Below are 16,042 nucleotides of genomic sequence, written 5' to 3'. Positions count from 1 at the left end.
CGCGGTCGCTTCCAGCTTCAAGCCTCCAGCTTTCGGCTTTCAGCTCCAGCGGAGCTGAAAAAATGTCTTGCGACTTCCTCGCCCTGGCCCAGCCGGGCGTACAGAAACTCTCGCCCTACGTGCCGGGCAAGCCGGTGGACGAACTGGCCCGTGAGCTGAACCTGGACCCGGCGAAGATCGTCAAGCTGGCCAGCAACGAAAACCCGCTGGGCCCCAGCGCCAAGGTGCTGGAAGCGATCCGCGGCGAACTGGCGGAAATGACCCGCTATCCCGACGGCAACGGCTTCGAGCTGAAGAGCAAGCTGGCCGCCCGCTGCGGAGTGACCACTGCCCAGGTGACCCTCGGCAACGGCTCCAACGACATCCTCGACCTAGTCGCCCGCGCCTACCTGGCGCCGGGCCTGAACGCCGTGTTCAGCCAGTACGCCTTCGCCGTCTACCCGATCTCCACCCAGGCCGTCGGCGCCGAGGGCAGGGCGGTGCCGGCGAAAGACTGGGGGCATGACCTGGAAGCCATGCTGGCGGCCATCGACGCCAACACCCGCGTGGTCTTCATCGCCAACCCGAACAACCCCACCGGCACCTGGTTCGGCCCGGATGCGCTGGAGCAGTTCCTCTCCCGCGTACCGGAAAACGTCCTGGTGGTGCTGGACGAGGCCTACATCGAGTACGCCGAGGGCGACGAGCTGCCCGACGGCCTGGCCTACCTGGCCCGCTACCCGAACCTGCTGGTCTCGCGCACCTTCTCCAAGGCCTACGGCCTGGCTTCGCTGCGCGTCGGCTACGCCATCTCCTCGGCGCAGATCGCCGACGCGCTCAACCGCGTGCGCCAGCCGTTCAACGTCAACAGCCTGGCCCTGGCCGCCGCCTGCGCCGCGCTGGACGACGCCGACTACCTGGCCGAGGGCAAGCGCATCAACGACGCCGGCATGCAGCAGCTGCAGGACGGCCTGCGCGCCCTGGGCCTGGCCTGGATTCCGTCCAAGGGCAACTTCCTCGCCGTCGACCTGCAGCGCGACGCCGGCCCGGTCTACCAGGCCCTGCTGGCGGAAGGCGTGATCGTCCGCCCGGTGGGCGGCTACGGCATGCCGCAGCACCTGCGCATCTCCATCGGCCTGGCGGAAGAGAACGCACGCTTCCTCGAAGCCCTGGCCAAGGTGCTCGCCCGTGCCTGAGGTGACGCCGCACAAGCTCCGCCGTCTGGTGGTGGTGGGGCTGGGCCTGATCGGCGGCTCCTTCGCCAAGGGGCTGCGCGAGAAAGGCCTGTTCGAAGAAGTGGTCGGCGTCGACCGCGACCCGCAGACGCGCCGCCTGGCAGTGCAGCTGGGCGTGGTCGACCGTTGCGAGGAGAGCCTGCGCGAAGGCTGCCGCGACGCCGACGTGATCCAGCTCGCCGTGCCGATCCTGGCCATGGAGAAGGTGCTGGCCGAACTGGCCACCTTCGACCTCGGCCACGCCGTGCTCACCGACGTCGGTAGCGCCAAGGGCAACGTGGTGCGCGCGGCCAGGGTCGCCTTCGGCGAGATGCCGGCGCGCTTCGTTCCCGGCCATCCCATCGCCGGCTCCGAGCAGAGCGGGGTGGAAGCGGCCAACGGCAAACTGTTCCGCCGTCATAAAGTCATCCTCACGCCGCTGGATAATGCCGACGCGGACGCGGTCCAGTGCGTCGAGGCACTGTGGCGCGAGCTGGGCGCGGACGTCGAGCTGATGGAAGTCGAGCACCATGACGAAGTGCTCGCCGCCACCAGCCACCTGCCGCACCTGCTGGCCTTCACGCTGGTCGACTCGCTGGCCAAGCGCAGCGAAAATCTGGAAATCTTCCGTTATGCCGCCGGCGGCTTCCGCGACTTCACGCGGATCGCCGGCAGCGACCCGACGATGTGGCACGACATCTTCCTTGCCAACCGCAAGGCGGTGCTGCGCATCCTCGACGTTTTCCGCGACGACCTCGATGCCCTGCGCGAGGCCGTCGATGCAGGGGACGGGCAGCAACTGATGGGCGTCTTCACCCGCGCCCGCGTCGCCCGTGAACATTTCAGCAAAATCCTGGCCCGCCGGGCCTATGTGGACGCCATGCACAACAACGACCTGATTTACCTGGCCCAGCCGGGTGGCCGCCTGTCCGGGCGCGTACGCGTTCCGGGCGACAAGTCCATCTCCCACCGCTCGATCATGCTCGGCTCCCTGGCCGAAGGCACCACCGAGGTGGAAGGCTTCCTCGAGGGCGAGGACGCCCTGGCCACCATTCAGGCGTTCCGCGACATGGGCGTGGTTATCGAAGGCCCGCACCACGGCCGCGTGACCGTCCATGGCGTCGGCCTGCATGGCCTGAAGCCGGCACCGGGCCCCATCTACCTGGGCAACTCCGGCACCTCCATGCGCCTGCTCAGCGGCCTGCTGGCGGCGCAGCCGTTCGACAGCACCCTGACCGGCGACGCCTCGCTGACCAAGCGCCCGATGAACCGCGTGGCCAAGCCGCTGCGCGAGATGGGCGCGGTGATCGAGACCGCCGCCGAAGGGCGCCCGCCGCTGACCATCAAGGGCGGCCAGAAGCTGACCGGCATGCACTACGACATGCCCATGGCCAGCGCCCAGGTGAAATCTTGCCTGCTGCTCGCCGGCCTCTATGCCGCCGGTGAAACCTCGGTGACCGAGCCGGCGCCGACCCGCGACCACACCGAGCGCATGCTGCGCGGCTTCGGCTACCCGGTGGAGGTGGAAGGCAGCACCGCCAAGGTCGAAAGCGGCCACAAGCTCAGCGCCACCAACATCGAGGTACCAGCGGACATCTCCTCCGCGGCCTTCTTCCTGGTCGCGGCGAGCATCGCCGAAGGTTCGGAGATCGTCCTCGAACACGTCGGCATCAACCCGACCCGCACCGGCGTCATCGATATCCTCAAGCTGATGGGCGCCGACATCACCCTGGAGAACCAGCGTGAAGTGGGCGGCGAGCCGGTGGCCGACCTGCGCGTGCGTTCGGCCAGGCTGAAAGGCATCGACATCCCCGAGGACCTGGTGCCCCTGGCCATCGACGAATTCCCCGTGCTGTTCGTCGCCGCCGCCAACGCCGAAGGCCGCACCGTGCTGCGCGGCGCCGAAGAACTGCGGGTGAAGGAATCCGACCGCATCCAGGTCATGGCCGACGGCCTGCTGGCCCTGGGCGTGAAGTGCGAGCCGACCCCGGACGGCATCATCATCGACGGCGGCCCCTACGGCGGCGGCGAAGTCTGGAGCCACGGCGACCACCGCATCGCCATGTCCTTCAGCGTGGCCTCGCTGCGCGCCTCGGCGCCGATCCGCATCCACGACTGCGCCAACGTCGCCACCTCCTTCCCGAACTTCCTCGGCCTGGCCGCGGGTGCCGGCATCCGCGTGGCGGAGGAGGGCAACTGATGGCCGCCTCCGACTTCGCCGCGGCCTGGCCGGTGGTCGCCATCGACGGCCCCAGCGGCTCCGGCAAGGGCACCGTGGCCGGCATCCTGGCCAAGCGCCTGGGCTGGAACCTGCTGGACTCCGGCGCGCTGTACCGCCTGCTGGCCTTCGCCGCCGGCAACCACGGCATCGACCTGACCAACGAGGAAGCCCTCAAGGTCCTGGCCGCGCACCTGGACGTGCAGTTCACCCACGCCAAGGGCGGCGAGGGCCAGCACATCATCCTCGAAGGCGAAGACGTCACCGACACCATCCGCACCGAACAGGTCGGCGCCGGCGCCTCCCAGGTCGCCGCGCTGCCGGCGGTGCGCGACGCCTTGCTGCAACGCCAGCGCGCCTTCCTCGAAGCCCCGGGCCTGGTGGCCGACGGCCGCGACATGGGCACCGTGGTGTTCCCCGGCGCGCCGCTGAAGATCTTCCTCACCGCTTCGGCCGAAGAGCGCGCCCGCCGCCGCTACCTGCAACTCAAGGGCAAGGGCGTGGACTGCGACATGGCCGCGCTCACCGAGGAAATCCGCGCCCGCGACGAACGCGACAGCCAGCGCAGCGTGGCCCCGCTGAAACCAGCCGAAGGCGCCATCGTGGTCGACTCCACCAGCATGAGCATCGAGGCGGTGGTGGACAGCATTCTTGGTGAGGTCGAGAGGCTCGGTCTGACCGACTGAGGCCTGGGAATCCTTCAGCTGCGGCAGTTTTCGGCGTCGCGTGCTTGAAGATATTTCTGAGGATGATTCCTCTTGATGCTGAGGACGTTTCTTCTAGAGACGTCTTGCCCGGGCTGCCAAACTTCCGCGCTGTTCAATAGCGCCCGCTCGACCCGAGCGGGCCGTGAATAGCGTGGAGGCCCCTTGTCCGACAGTCCCGTCCCCGCCGCACTGCATTCTTCGCAGGGCGCGTGGGTCCAGTTGTTGCTCGCACTGACCCGGCGGGAAATCCTCGCACGCTACCAGGGCGCTCTGCTCGGGCGGCTGTGGCTGCTGCTGTCGCCCTTCCTGCTGCTGGCGGTCTACACCTTCGTTTTCGGCCAGGTGCTCAAGTCGCGCTGGGGGGCGGAGCAGAGCACGGCCTCCTTCGCCTTGACGCTCTTCGCCGGGCTGCTGCTCCACGGCATGCTGGCGGACAGCCTGTCCCGCGCGGTCACGGTGATGCACAATCACCGCAACCAGGTGAAGAAGCTGGTCTTCCCGCTGGAACTCCTGCCGCTTTCGCTGGCACTCTCCGCCCTGTCGAACGCCGTCATCGGCTTTCTCGTACTGCTCCTGCTGATGCCCTGGCTCGGGCAACCGCTGGGCTGGAGCATCCTCTACCTGCCGTTGGTCCTGCTGCCCTTCGTGCTGTGCGTGTGCGGCCTCAGCTGGATCATCGCCGTGTTCGGCGCCTATTTCCGCGATACCAGCCAGTTCATCCAGTTTCTTCTCGTATTGCTGCTGTTCCTCAGCCCGGTGTTCTACCCCGTGAGCGCCTTGCCGGAAGCCTTGCGCCCCTACCTGTTGCTCAATCCGCTGAGCGTTCCGGTGGAAGCGGTGAGGGCCTGCCTGTTCGGCATGCCGATGCCGCCGATGGGCGTCCAGTTGGCTTATGCCGCCATCGCCTGTCTGTTGGCGGTGCTGGGCTGGCTGTGGTTCCGGCGTATGAAGGACGGTTTCGCCGATGTCCTCTGAACCGCTCGCCGACACCGTGCCGGCGGTCGTTGCCGATGCCCGCCCGCTGGGGCAGATGCTCATCGAGCGCGGCCTGTGCAACGCCCAGGAGCTGGAACGCGCGCTGGAACTACAGGCCAGGATCGGCGGGCGCCTTGGGGCGCTATTGCTGCGCTCGGGCGGTGTTTCGGAGGCGGCCCTGCTGGAAGTGCTCGCCGAACAACTGCGCCTGCCTTTGGTGGGCGTGGACCTGGAGGCCCCCGGCAACGCCGAGTTGCTGGCCTTCCTCGAAGCGACCTCCATCGGTGTGGAATGGTTCGTCGCCGAACAGGTGGTCGTCTGGAGCGATGCCCAGGGCGGCCTGCTGGTCGCTTCCCGTGACCCGATGGCGTCCTTCGTCCTGGAGGTCCTGCGCTATTTCCATCCCGGGCAGCCATTGCGCACGGTGCTGTGCCGCTCCCAGGATCTCGACGCCTGGCTGGAACTGCTCAAGGAGCGCCTGCAGCAGGAGAGCCGCGAGGGGCTGCGCTTCGCCTCCGACGACATCCGCCAACTGCGGGAAATGGCGGAGGAGGCGCCCATCGTCGAGCTGGTCAACAACGTCATGAGCCAGGCGGTGGAGAAACGCGCCTCGGACATCCACATCGAGCCGCGCGAATTCAATTTCCATATCCGCTTCCGCATCGATGGCGTCCTGCAATCGCAGCTTAGCCTGCCGCGGGAGCGCTTCGCCGCGGTGGTCTCGCGGATCAAGCTGATCTCCGCCATCGACATCGCCGAGCGGCGCCTGCCCCAGGACGGGCGGATGAGCACCAGAGTGGGCGGGCAGGATATGGACGTCCGCGTTTCCACGCTGCCCGGGGTGCATGGCGAGTCGGTGGTGATGCGCCTGTTGCCCAAGGCCCGCGAAGGTCTGCGCCTGGACCGCCTGGGAATGCTGGCGGACCACCTGGAACTGATGCGCGCCTGGATCGCCGAGCCCCACGGCATCGTGCTGGTCACCGGGCCCACCGGCTCCGGCAAGTCGACGACCCTCTACGGCACGCTCGAGGCCATCAACGACGGCATCCGCAAGATCATCACGGTGGAGGACCCGGTCGAGTACCAGGTGCCGAACATCACCCAGGTCCAGGCCCACGCCGACATCGGCCTGACCTTCGCCGCCGCCCTGCGCTCGATCCTGCGCCAGGACCCGGACGTGATCATGATCGGCGAGATCCGCGACCTGGAGACGGCGGAGATCGCCGTGCAGTCGTCCCTCACCGGCCACCTGGTGTTCTCCACGCTGCACACCAACGATTCGCTCAGCGCTTTCACCCGCCTGATCGACATGGGCATCGAGCCGTTCCTGGTCGCCTCGCCGGTACGCGGCGTCCAGGCCCAGCGTCTGGTGCGCACTCTGTGCCGGCATTGCGCGGAGCCCTATGAGCCCGGCCTGGCGGCAGAGGACAAGGCTGCGCTGGACGCGGCGATCCAGCGCCTCTACCCCGGGCAGGCACCGAACTGGCTCCGCGCGAAGGGCTGCGAGCAGTGCCAGGGCACGGGCTATCACGGGCGGCTGGGAATCTACGAGATGGTGGACGTCGGCCCCGAACTGCAGGCGCTCATCCTGCAACAGGCGCCCGTCGAACAGATGCGCCGGCTGGCGGCCAGCCAGGGTTTCCGCAGCATGCGCGAAGACGGCTTCATCAAGGCCTGGCTGGGCCTGACCTCGCTGGACGAGGTACATCGGGTCACCAGCGGTTAACGGCATGCGCTTCGAATACCAGGCAGTGGACCGGCAAGGCCGGCGTTGCAGTGGCGACCTCGATGCCGGCTCTCGCAGCGACGCGCTTCGTCAACTGGAGGCCCAGGGCCTGACGCCCCTTAGCTTGGAGGCGGGCCAGCGTGCGCTGCAACCCGGGCGCCGGCGCCTGCGCGCGGAAGAATTGAACATGGCCCTGCACGAGTTGGCGACCCTGCTGGGGGCAGGCGTTGCCCTGGCCGACGCGGTCTCCGCCCAGGAGCGCTCGAGCAGCCATCCACGTCTCTGCGCGGCGCTGCAGAGCATGAGCGAAGGCCTGCGCCAGGGACGTTCCTTCCCTCAGGTGCTGGAGACAGCTGGCTTGCCCCTGCCGCGTTACGCCTACCAGTTGGTGGCGGCGGGCGAGATGACCGGCAACCTGGCGGCGGCGCTGCGGGACTGCGTGACGCAGATGGAGTACGAGCGGCGCACCCGCGAGGAAGTGCGCAACGCTCTGATCTACCCGAGCGTGCTGGTGCTCAGCGGAATCGGGGCGGTCATGGTGATGTTCGTCTTCGTCGTGCCCAAGTTCGCCAACCTGCTGGAGCACGCCGACAAGCTGCCTTGGCTGGCCTGGGCAGTGCTCAGCACCGGCGTCTGGAGCAAGGCCAACGCCTTGCCGCTGCTGCTCGCCGGCCTGCTGCTGGGTGCCCTGGGGCTGCCGTTGGCCAGGAGCGAGAAGGTTCGCGGCCGCTTCCTCAACGGCTTGTTGCGTTTGCCATTGCTCGGCGACTGGCTGTTGCAGGCGGAGATCGCCCAGTGGGCCAAGGTCCTCGGCACCCTGCTGGGCAACCGCGTGGCGCTGGTCGAGGCCCTGCGCCTGGCCAGCGCGGGCGTGCGCATCGGTCTGCAACGCGAGCTGCTGGAAAGGGTCACCCAGGACGTGAGGGGCGGGACTTCCCTGTCCGAGGCATTGGAACTGCGCAGGGCGATCACCGCTACGGGCGGCAATCTGGTGCGCGTCGGCGAAAGGTCCGGGCGCCTGGCCGAGATGCTCGACAGCCTCGCCGAACTCTACGAGGGGCTGGGGCGTTCGCGCATGCGCAAGGTCCTGGCGCTGATCGAGCCGCTGGCGATCCTGCTGATCGGCGCGCTGTTCGGCGTGATCATCACCGGCGTGGTGCTGGCCATCACCAGCGCCAACGACATTGTGTTCTGAAAAAGGGGAAGTGGATGCGCGACGGGCATGAGGGAAGGGGGCCCCGGCAGGGGAGCAGGAAAGTGCCGGCGCCGGGATGCGAGCGCGGTTTCACCCTGCTGGAAATGATAGTGGTGCTGGTGATCATCGGGCTGCTCATGGGGCTGGTCGGGCCACGTCTGTTCAGCCAGGCCGACAAGGCCAAGGTGCAGACCGCGGATACCCAGGTGAAGATGCTCAAGGGGGCGCTGATGACCATGCGCCTGGACATCGGCCGCCTGCCCAGCGAGCAGGAAGGGCTGGCCCTGCTCAATGCGGCGCCCGCGGACGAGCGGATCAAGGCCTTCTGGAAAGGCCCCTATCTGGACGGTGGGGTGCCGCTGGATCCCTGGAACCGCGCCTACATATATAGCAACGCGCCCAGTGCCGAACAGCCGTTCTCGCTGTACAGCCTGGGGGCCGACGGGCAGCCTGGCGGGGAAGGGGAGAATGCGGACATCGGCTTCCTGCCCCGGCAATGAGCGCTGCGGCGGTTTCACCCTGCTCGAACTGCTGGTGGTACTGGCCCTGGTTGCCGCGGTGGGCGCCGTCGTCATGCCCAACCTGCTGAACATGCAGGAGGCCTGGCGTCGGCGTATCGACCTGCAGGACATCGCCAACCAGTTGCAGACGCTGGGCTACCGGGCCCGTCTGGAAGCCCGGCAGACCCTCATCGGGCCGGCTGGCGTCGAGCCGCCGCAGATGCTGAAGCTGCCCCAGGGCTGGACGCTGAGCGCAAGCGCGCCCGTCGTCTACCTGGCCAATGGCGTCTGCCTGGGGGGGACGCTGGAGTTGCGGCAGGGGGATGTCGCTCGGCAGTTGCAACTGGTTCCGCCGCAATGCTTGCCGGAGTTCGTCCAGTGAAGCGCGGGCGGCAAGCCGGTTTCACACTGCTGGAAGCGGTGGTCGCCCTGACGTTGCTGGCCGTGGTGGGCAGCGCGCTGCTGGCCTGGCTGGGGACGGGCTTCCGCAGCCTGGAGCGAATGAACGAGGTTCAGCGCCGCATCGATGCGACCCGCACCGGCCTGGCGTTTCTCGAGGGGCTCAACCCGATGCTCCAGCCGAGCGGCAGCGCCGCCCTTGGAAGCTACCGGCTGGACTGGGAGAGCCGGCTTCTCGCCGCTCCGCGCCCCGTCGTCAGCCGCTACAGCGGCCACCCCGGACCCTTCGACAGCGCCCTGTATCGCGTCCAGGCGACCTTGTCCGGCGAGGACCTACCGCCGCTGCCCTTGAGCCTGGAACTGGCGGGGTACCGGATGGCTCGCCTGCCGGACGGCGGGGATGCGCCATGAGCCGGCGCATTCCTCGGGGGCGGGAGCGGGGCTTCACCCTGCTGGAACTCATCGTGGTCCTGTTGTTGGCGGCGATGGTCACCACCCTGTTGATGCAGGGGATGGACTATGTCTCGCGGGCCAACGACAGCTTCCTGCGCCAGGGCGAGTCACGGCAACTACGGGTGCTGGCCTTCGGCTGGTTCGACGACGCGATAGCGCAGCTGGCTGCGCCGGCCAGGGGGGATGCGCCGGCTCGTTTCCGCGGCGATCCGCTCAGCTTCGAAGCCGTCTCCCTGGCCAGCGCCGAGCGTATCGAAGGCGTCCCGGTGCCCTTTGCCTTTCGCCTGGAACGGCTTGGCGAGCCGGGCCGGGAGCGGACCGCGATGATCTACGTGCGCCGGTTGCAGGCCAGCCGCTGGCCACTGCTGGAATTGCAGGGGGCTGCGCATTTTCTCTATCGCGACGAGCAGGGGGCCTGGCATGACAACTGGCCGCCCTTGCCGGTGCTGGCCGACAGCCTTCCTGCGGCGGTGGCGTTGAACGCGCCCGAGGAGCGCCTGTTCCGCCTGGCCAGGGTCGCGACGCCGCTTCGACAGGTGAATGCGGATGCGGACTGAGCGTGGCTTCGTGCTGGTCGGCGTCATCTGGTTTCTCGCCATCATGACCTTGGTGGTGGCCTCGGCCGTGACCTGGATCGAACGCTCGCTGGACGGTATCGAAAAGGAGCGTCAGGGGTTGCTGCGCGACATGACGGAGCGCTCCATGCTCAGCCGGCTGACCTGGCTGGCATCGACCCAGCGCTTGACCCTGGCCGGATTGACCACACCCGACAGCCCGGCGCCGAGCCTTGCCGACATGGATATGTCGGTCCTGCCGGTAGGGGCCGAGCTGGCCCTGGATGGCCGCGAATACTGCCTGGCCAACGGCTGGTGCTTCGCCTTCGTCGACCGCGCATCGCGTCTTGGCCTGGAGCAGGCCCCGCCGGCGGCCTTGGCCTCGTTGCTGGAAGGGCTGGGGATAGCGCCGGAGAGGATAGCGCCAATGCTGGCGGAGCTTGCCGGCCATTTGCGCGGCCCACCGGGTAGCGCCGCGCTGCGCAGCCTGCATGCCCCGCAGGAAGTCTTCGTCCTCGATAGCTGGCGCCCCTGGGAGGCCGCGTTGCGGGCTGCCGGCTGGGAGGAACTGGTCACGGTCGGCGAGCCGTCCCTGAACGTGAACACCGCCAGCGGCCAACTCCTGCGCCTGGCCTGGCGGCTTCCGGAGGACAGCCTGGCGCTGTTGCTCGCGGCGCGCCATGAGCGGCCGTTGCGAGGCGTGGGCGACCTCGAGGGCGTGTTGGGCATGTATCTGCAGCAATTACCCGCGGAGAACTGGTCGCGCCTGGCCAGCGCCACCCTGTTCATCCGCCTGCGCCCCGCGGACGCCGTGGCGCGTTACGAATACCAACTGCGACTCGAGAGCGATGACCTGCAAGGGTCGCCCTGGCAATTTCTGCAACGGAGGTCCCTGCCGCGCAATGTCCCCATCACCGACACAGCGCCCATCCATCATGAGGCGCCTGGACTGCTTTCCGCCCCGCTTGTGGCAAGCCCATGACGCGGATGGCTCGCCCTGCCTGGAGTGGCGGCGCCAGCCCCGTGGCCTGGGGCGGATGCTCCGCACGCAATGGGTCATCGAGCGTTCGCAATGCCTGTACCGCTGCCTGGATCTGTCCCATGTGCCGGCCAGCGGTAGGGCCCAGGCCCTTGCCCTGAAGCTTGCCGGCCTGTCGCCGTTCCGCTTGCCGGGGCACTACGCGGTCTGGCGCGACGGCTGGGTGCAGCTGTGGCTCTGGGACGAACAGCAGCGCCAGCGGCTCGCCGAAGCGCAACAGGCTGCGTCCGGCTGCCTCTGCCTGCCGGAAACCCTGCTACAGGCTCCGCCGGCGGCGACGCCGGAGCCAAGTGTTCGCCTGGTGAGCGTCCAGGACGGTGTGGACCTGCAGGTCTGGCGGGCCGGCGTGCTGCGGGCGAGCGTCTTCCAGGATGGCCTGCCGCTGTCCGCGATGGCCTGGCAGGCAGTGCGAGGGGTTCCCGGCGTGCGCCTGCCCGAGCGGCTGGAAGAAGAGGTGCCGGCCTGCCTCGAGCGTCCCTGGGCCTCCGGCGCCAGTCTGGTGGGACGGGACTGGGAGCGCTGGTTGCCCTATGGCCTGGCGGCCACCCTGCTGGCGGGCAGCGCTTTCAACCTGACGCAGGGGGCGCAATGGTGGTGGGCCGAGCGCGGCCTGGCGGGGCAGCAGGTCGCGCTGGCCCAGCAGGTCGAGCCGGTGCTGGCGGCACGTACTCGGGCCATGCAGGCCGAGAGCGAAATCCAGGCTCTGCTGCGCTTGCAGGATGCACCTTCGCAGGTCGAACTGCTGCGCACCGTGGCGGGGCTGCTGCCGGAGGATAGCCGCCTGCTGAGCTGGCGCTTCCGGGAAAACGCGTTGGAACTGCTCATCCAGACCAGTCGCGCGGACCCGCGGTTCTTCGTCCAGCGGCTGCAGGAGGGCGGCAGGTTCCAGGATGTCCGGGTCGAACCCTCGCCCAGGGGCGATGGCCTGCAACTGGCCATGAACATTCGACAGGGGGAATAGATGGACGCTCGATTGCAAGAGATGCTGCCCCACTGGTCCCGGCTGCGCGAGCAGTGGCGGGAACAGCCCCGCCTGCGCCTGGCGGGATGGATGATCCTGGCGCTGTTGGTCGTGCATCTGCTGTTGCTGGGCAACGACTGGCGCGAAGCCCGCCGTCAGGCGTTCGAGGAGTCGGCCAGGCGCCTGGCGCAGATGCGCGCGCTGGCCGCCCAGGAGCACTGGCCGGACCGCGCCGTCCAGGCGGAAGACGTGCGCAGCGCATTGCGCATACGTTTGTGGCAGGCGCAGAACCCCTCGTTGGCCAGGGCCGATGTGCAGGCCTGGCTGGATGTCCAGACCAAGCAGAGTGGCCTGCAGGAGGCCCGCATCTCGGTGTTGCCGCCCCTGGACTTCGACAAGGAGGGCGTCGGCGCCCGGGTCCAGGCACAAGTGCGCGGACGTTTCGAGCCGAAGAGTTTCGGCCAGCTGCTGCATGCGCTGGAAACGGCGGAGCACTGGGTGAGCATCGACGCCCTCGAGTTGAACGACCGCGGCTCGCCGTCGGTGAGCCTGCAACTCACCTTCCATTTTCGTCCGAACGCAACGCCCCCTTGAGCGGATGAGCGCGGAACGCCCTGATTCGGACGGACATTCAGGCCATTCAGGCACTGTCGATCGTTCGCAGTCCCAGGTTGGGAAACTTCCTTCATGGAAAGCGGCAAAGGCAGCATTTCTGTAATGACAGAATCCCGCCTTCAACTTGTTTCGAATGCACCTTTCCCTAGCGGTATCGATTCATCGGTTTCCTATGACTTCCTTCTTCCCCTTCCGATTGGCCTGGGCGGCGCTTGCCGGCGGCGTCCTGCTGGCGCTGCTCTGGCAGCCACGGGCAGCCATACCCGAGGCTCCGGCTGAGACTGCGCAGTGGCGGCTACCGGAGGTCCGGCCTGTCTCCCGCAATGCCAGCATTCCGGCGCAGATCGCCAGCATGGCCTGGTGGGGCAGCGCCAGGGAGGAGGCCGAGAAAGCACGCTCGGCGCGCATCAGCGTGGACGAGCAGGGCGTGGCCCGGGTCAAGGTCCAATGGCTGTTTCGCGGTGTGGTCGCCGAGGGCGGACAGCGTTTCGCCCTGATCGCCAAGGATGCCGCCGCGCCGCTGTTGCGCTATGCCCCGGGCGACCAGCTACCGGGAGGCGAACGCCTCGAACGGATCGAAGGGCAGGGCATTCGTTTCTCGCTGTCCGAGGATGGCGCAACACAGGACTTTGAAAGGAAACTCTATGCCCCCCTCGAATAATGCCCTTGCGGCCTTTCCCCGGCACCCGCTGTTGCTCGCGATCTGTCTGGGACTGCTGGGAGGCTGTGGTACGACGCAGCTGCAATTGCCCGCGCCCTTGCTGGAGCCTCGCCAGGCCATGGAGGAGAACATGCCGCAGGAGGGGGCCGAGGGAACGGTGCAGCGCCCGCAGCAATCGGCGGGGCCGCAGGTGAGCCCGACGCCAGCACCTCCCGCCGGGCCCGTGGGTGGGCTGGTGGACAAGGCCGATCGCCTGGTGCTCGATGACAAGAACGCCGACCTGCAGGTGAACATCGAGGACGTCGCCCTGCCGGGCTTCATCAACGAAGTCTTCGGCAACCTGCTGGGGTTGTCGTTCGAGATCGACGACAACCTGAAGAAACGTAACGACCGGGTCACCCTGCGCCTGGAGCAGGCGCAGACCCAGCAGACGGTCTACGACATCGCCTCGCAGGTCATGGCCAATTACGGCGTAGAGATCGTCAAGCAGGGTGGCATCCTGCGCTTCCAGGTCAAGCAGATCGGCCTGAGCCCTGAGGAGCCGCCGATCCTCGTCAGCGGCGAAGCGCTTCCTGATGTGCCCAACGCCTACCGGCCCGTGTTCCAGTTCATACCCTTGCACAACGTCGATCCCAAGGACGTGATTCCCTGGTTGAACAATGCCTACGACAAATCCGGGCTGTCGGCCTCCGCGGACAATCCGCGCGGCGGCCTGATGCTCAAGGGTATGGCATCCCTGGTCAAGCAGGCGGCGCAGGCCGTGCGGCTGCTCGACCAGCCGTTCATGCGGGGGCAGCACAGCTTGCGCATCGACCCGGCATTCATCACATCTGCGGAGATGGCCAAACAACTGAAGACTCTGCTCGAAGCCCAGGGTTACAGCGTTGGCATCGGTGAGGCCTCCGGCAGCGTCGTGCTGGTGCCGCTGGAAAGCTCCAATGGCCTGATCGTGTTCTCCAACCAGCGTTCACTGCTGGACCTGGCCCGAGACTGGGCCGGGCAGGTGGATCGCGTCCCCCTGGCCAGCGCTGTGGATTCCGCCGGGGCTGGGGCGGAAAGCGAGGGATTGTTCTTCTACGAAGTGCGTAACACCCGCGCCACCGAAGTGGCTCGCTCGCTGCGGGCGCTGGTTTCCGGTCCGGCGGGCAGTGGTGCCTACGGGTTGACGCCGGGCTTGGGCAGCAGCGCTTCGAGCCGGGCCGCGGCGGCCTCTGGTAACAATGCCGTACCGCCACGCTCGGCGTCGGGACGTGGCGGCGGCGACATGGGTGGCGGCCAGTCCGGTGTCGCTCCGCTCGTCCGCCTTGCCGGGGCCCAGGCCTTGTTGTCGGGCGGCAGTAGCAGCCTGATGGATAGCCTGGCGGCTGGTGTGTCGGGCAGCGGCACCATAGTCGAGGACGAGAACCGTAACGCTATCCTGTTCCGTGGCCCGGCCAGGGTCTGGCAGCAGATGCAGCCGCTGCTGCGGCAACTGGACAAGCCGGCGCGCCAGGTGTTGATCGAGGTGACGGTCGCCAGTGTGACGCTGAGCGACAACCAAGAGGCGGGCCTGGAATGGTCCTTGCTGAGTGGGGCGGCGAATTCCGGCTCCAAGTTCTCTCGTGAAATATCGGCAGGGAAAGAGGGTTTCAAATACCTGATCAATACGGCCGGTGGCACGAAGGCGACACTGACCGCGCTGGCAAGTGACAAGCGGACTCGGATCCTTGCCACCCCACGGATTCTGGTGAAAAGCGGAGAACAGGCCAACATCAATGTCGGTACCGACATTCCGGTCGTGACCGGGCGGCAAACCGACGGCAGCAATACCGGCGGGAACTCCAACCTCCTGCAGTCCATCTCTTATCGTTCGACCGGCGTCATCCTCAACGTCTCTCCTGTCGTCTATTCGAACAACCGGGTGGACCTGACTGTCAGCCAGGAAGTCAGCGATGGCGGTGGAGCTGGGTCTTCTGGTAGCGAAGGTGGCGATATTTCCTCTCCCCCGATCAAGCGTACCTCGTTGGAAACTTCGCTGACCCTGCAGAGTGGCGGCTCCATTTTCATGGGGGGGTTGATCAACGAGAATGAAGCGGACAGCAATGACGGTGTCCCGTGGCTCAAGAACCTGCCGGTTCTGGGATATCTGTTCGGCAAACAGACCCGGAACACCTCCAAGGATGAGGTGGTGATGCTTATCCAGCCCTACGTCATCGACGGAGCGGAAGAGGCCAGAGAGGTCACTGAGAAACTTCGTCGGATGATCGAACCGGCGCTCGGTTGCGAGAAGTCTTTGGCTGAATGCCGCCGCCTGTAGCCAGGCGGCATCTTCGGACGGGCAGAGCTGGTCATCCATGAGCGCTTGCCCTCCCTCTCATTTGACATTCCGAGGGGACTCCGCAGGGGCGGGACCCCTTTTGCCGCGATGCTTCGATTCGGGCTGCAGACCCCGCATCGCATTCTCACCCCCCACCGCCAATTGGCAATTGGTCTCGTCCTTCTTCCATAACCCTCTTCCTACAGCGCGGGGAGAGGACTGCTTCCATTGCGTCGCACAAAGGTTGCAACTTCGGCGCTGTTTCGGTCAGCGGAGAGGGTTGTTGAAATTGCTGAATATAAAGTTTCGAATTTTCTTAGGATTTTAGTTTCCTGGTCTGTAGGCGTTTTCCATATTTTTGCTATTTGGGGGTTTGCGAGGTGTGGCCCGTTGTTTTGAGGAAGTTCCGAATATATAACGCTGCCTGAAGCTGATGCTGAATTTTGTGTTGGCTTGCACTGTTCCAATATTCGGTCAGATATGGCTGTAAGTAGTGGAGTGGTGCGAAGTAAGTCATATGGCTATAGGCAGTTTTCCCAGTTCTGACTGG

The 16,042-nt window shown here is 66.9% G+C and carries 15 protein-coding genes; all 15 read left to right on the top strand.

Annotation, left to right across the window (positions count from 1 at the left end):
- Positions 1-62 precede the first annotated feature (62 nt).
- The 15 genes from hisC to PM1_RS21840 all read left to right on the top strand — a co-directional run bounded on the left by hisC (position 63) and on the right by PM1_RS21840 (position 15,492).
- Positions 63-1,175, top strand: a complete 1,113-nt coding sequence (hisC, locus tag PM1_RS21910) for a histidinol-phosphate transaminase (RefSeq protein ID WP_009620962.1) — start codon at positions 63-65, stop codon at positions 1,173-1,175.
- Complete coding sequence (locus PM1_RS21905) at positions 1,168-3,393, top strand: bifunctional prephenate dehydrogenase/3-phosphoshikimate 1-carboxyvinyltransferase (RefSeq protein ID WP_009620964.1); 2,226 nt, start codon at positions 1,168-1,170, stop codon at positions 3,391-3,393. Before hisC ends, PM1_RS21905 begins: the two co-directional genes overlap by 8 nt.
- Complete coding sequence (gene cmk / locus PM1_RS21900) at positions 3,393-4,097, top strand: (d)CMP kinase (protein WP_009620966.1); 705 nt, start codon at positions 3,393-3,395, stop codon at positions 4,095-4,097. Before PM1_RS21905 ends, cmk begins: the two co-directional genes overlap by 1 nt.
- A gap of 183 nt (positions 4,098-4,280) precedes the next feature.
- Positions 4,281-5,093, top strand: a complete 813-nt coding sequence (locus PM1_RS21895) for an ABC transporter permease (protein ID WP_009620968.1) — start codon at positions 4,281-4,283, stop codon at positions 5,091-5,093.
- Complete coding sequence (locus PM1_RS21890) at positions 5,083-6,819, top strand: GspE/PulE family protein (protein WP_009620970.1); 1,737 nt, start codon at positions 5,083-5,085, stop codon at positions 6,817-6,819. Before PM1_RS21895 ends, PM1_RS21890 begins: the two co-directional genes overlap by 11 nt.
- 4 nt (positions 6,820-6,823) lie before the next feature.
- Positions 6,824-8,014: a type II secretion system F family protein gene (locus PM1_RS21885; protein WP_009620972.1), complete on the top strand. Its 1,191-nt coding sequence runs from the start codon at positions 6,824-6,826 to the stop codon at positions 8,012-8,014.
- Positions 8,015-8,028: 14 nt separating this feature from the next.
- The gene (gspG, locus tag PM1_RS21880; RefSeq protein ID WP_009620975.1) at positions 8,029-8,514 is read left to right on the top strand and encodes a type II secretion system major pseudopilin GspG; all 486 of its coding nucleotides are present in this window, start codon (positions 8,029-8,031) and stop codon (positions 8,512-8,514) included.
- Positions 8,483-8,896 carry a prepilin-type N-terminal cleavage/methylation domain-containing protein gene (locus PM1_RS21875; RefSeq protein ID WP_009620977.1) on the top strand — a complete coding sequence of 138 codons (414 nt, stop codon included), beginning with the start codon at positions 8,483-8,485 and terminating at the stop codon, positions 8,894-8,896. Before gspG ends, PM1_RS21875 begins: the two co-directional genes overlap by 32 nt.
- The gene (locus PM1_RS21870) at positions 8,893-9,324 is read left to right on the top strand and encodes a PulJ/GspJ family protein (protein WP_009620979.1); all 432 of its coding nucleotides are present in this window, start codon (positions 8,893-8,895) and stop codon (positions 9,322-9,324) included. Before PM1_RS21875 ends, PM1_RS21870 begins: the two co-directional genes overlap by 4 nt.
- The gene (locus PM1_RS21865; protein WP_009620982.1) at positions 9,321-9,923 is read left to right on the top strand and encodes a prepilin-type N-terminal cleavage/methylation domain-containing protein; all 603 of its coding nucleotides are present in this window, start codon (positions 9,321-9,323) and stop codon (positions 9,921-9,923) included. Before PM1_RS21870 ends, PM1_RS21865 begins: the two co-directional genes overlap by 4 nt.
- The gene (locus PM1_RS21860; RefSeq protein WP_009620984.1) at positions 9,913-10,902 is read left to right on the top strand and encodes a hypothetical protein; all 990 of its coding nucleotides are present in this window, start codon (positions 9,913-9,915) and stop codon (positions 10,900-10,902) included. The genes PM1_RS21865 and PM1_RS21860 overlap by 11 nt, the downstream gene beginning before the upstream one ends.
- Positions 10,903-10,957: 55 nt before the next feature.
- Positions 10,958-11,920: a hypothetical protein gene (locus PM1_RS21855; protein ID WP_024128255.1), complete on the top strand. Its 963-nt coding sequence runs from the start codon at positions 10,958-10,960 to the stop codon at positions 11,918-11,920.
- The gene (locus PM1_RS21850) at positions 11,921-12,514 is read left to right on the top strand and encodes a hypothetical protein (RefSeq protein WP_009620987.1); all 594 of its coding nucleotides are present in this window, start codon (positions 11,921-11,923) and stop codon (positions 12,512-12,514) included. It begins immediately after the preceding gene.
- Positions 12,515-12,707: 193 nt separating this feature from the next.
- Positions 12,708-13,196: a hypothetical protein gene (locus PM1_RS21845; RefSeq protein WP_009620988.1), complete on the top strand. Its 489-nt coding sequence runs from the start codon at positions 12,708-12,710 to the stop codon at positions 13,194-13,196.
- The gene (locus PM1_RS21840) at positions 13,180-15,492 is read left to right on the top strand and encodes a type II secretion system protein GspD (protein ID WP_009620989.1); all 2,313 of its coding nucleotides are present in this window, start codon (positions 13,180-13,182) and stop codon (positions 15,490-15,492) included. Before PM1_RS21845 ends, PM1_RS21840 begins: the two co-directional genes overlap by 17 nt.
- The last annotated feature ends 550 nt before the right edge of the window (positions 15,493-16,042 follow it).

It is taken from the genome of Pseudomonas sp. M1, from assembly GCF_022760135.1.
GTDB lineage: Bacteria > Pseudomonadota > Gammaproteobacteria > Pseudomonadales > Pseudomonadaceae > Pseudomonas > Pseudomonas citronellolis.
The sequence above is the reverse complement of the archived record's forward strand: the minus strand, read 5'-3'. Positions and strand labels throughout refer to the sequence as shown.

Excerpts from the sequence above, each read along its gene's own strand:
- PM1_RS21890 (WP_009620970.1), top strand. The coding sequence starts at position 5,083 with ATGTCCTCTGAACCGCTCGCCGACACCGTGCCGGCGGTCGTTGCCGAT.
- PM1_RS21855 (WP_024128255.1), top strand. The coding sequence starts at position 10,958 with ATGCTCCGCACGCAATGGGTCATCGAGCGTTCGCAATGCCTGTACCGC.
- PM1_RS21875 (WP_009620977.1), top strand. The coding sequence starts at position 8,483 with ATGCGGACATCGGCTTCCTGCCCCGGCAATGAGCGCTGCGGCGGTTTC.
- PM1_RS21850 (WP_009620987.1), top strand. The coding sequence starts at position 11,921 with ATGGACGCTCGATTGCAAGAGATGCTGCCCCACTGGTCCCGGCTGCGC.
- PM1_RS21845 (WP_009620988.1), top strand. The coding sequence starts at position 12,708 with ATGACTTCCTTCTTCCCCTTCCGATTGGCCTGGGCGGCGCTTGCCGGC.
- PM1_RS21860 (WP_009620984.1), top strand. The coding sequence starts at position 9,913 with ATGCGGACTGAGCGTGGCTTCGTGCTGGTCGGCGTCATCTGGTTTCTC.
- gspG (WP_009620975.1), top strand. The coding sequence starts at position 8,029 with ATGCGCGACGGGCATGAGGGAAGGGGGCCCCGGCAGGGGAGCAGGAAA.
- PM1_RS21865 (WP_009620982.1), top strand. The coding sequence starts at position 9,321 with ATGAGCCGGCGCATTCCTCGGGGGCGGGAGCGGGGCTTCACCCTGCTG.
- PM1_RS21840 (WP_009620989.1), top strand. The coding sequence starts at position 13,180 with ATGCCCCCCTCGAATAATGCCCTTGCGGCCTTTCCCCGGCACCCGCTG.
- PM1_RS21885 (WP_009620972.1), top strand. The coding sequence starts at position 6,824 with ATGCGCTTCGAATACCAGGCAGTGGACCGGCAAGGCCGGCGTTGCAGT.
- hisC (WP_009620962.1), top strand. The coding sequence starts at position 63 with ATGTCTTGCGACTTCCTCGCCCTGGCCCAGCCGGGCGTACAGAAACTC.
- cmk (WP_009620966.1), top strand. The coding sequence starts at position 3,393 with ATGGCCGCCTCCGACTTCGCCGCGGCCTGGCCGGTGGTCGCCATCGAC.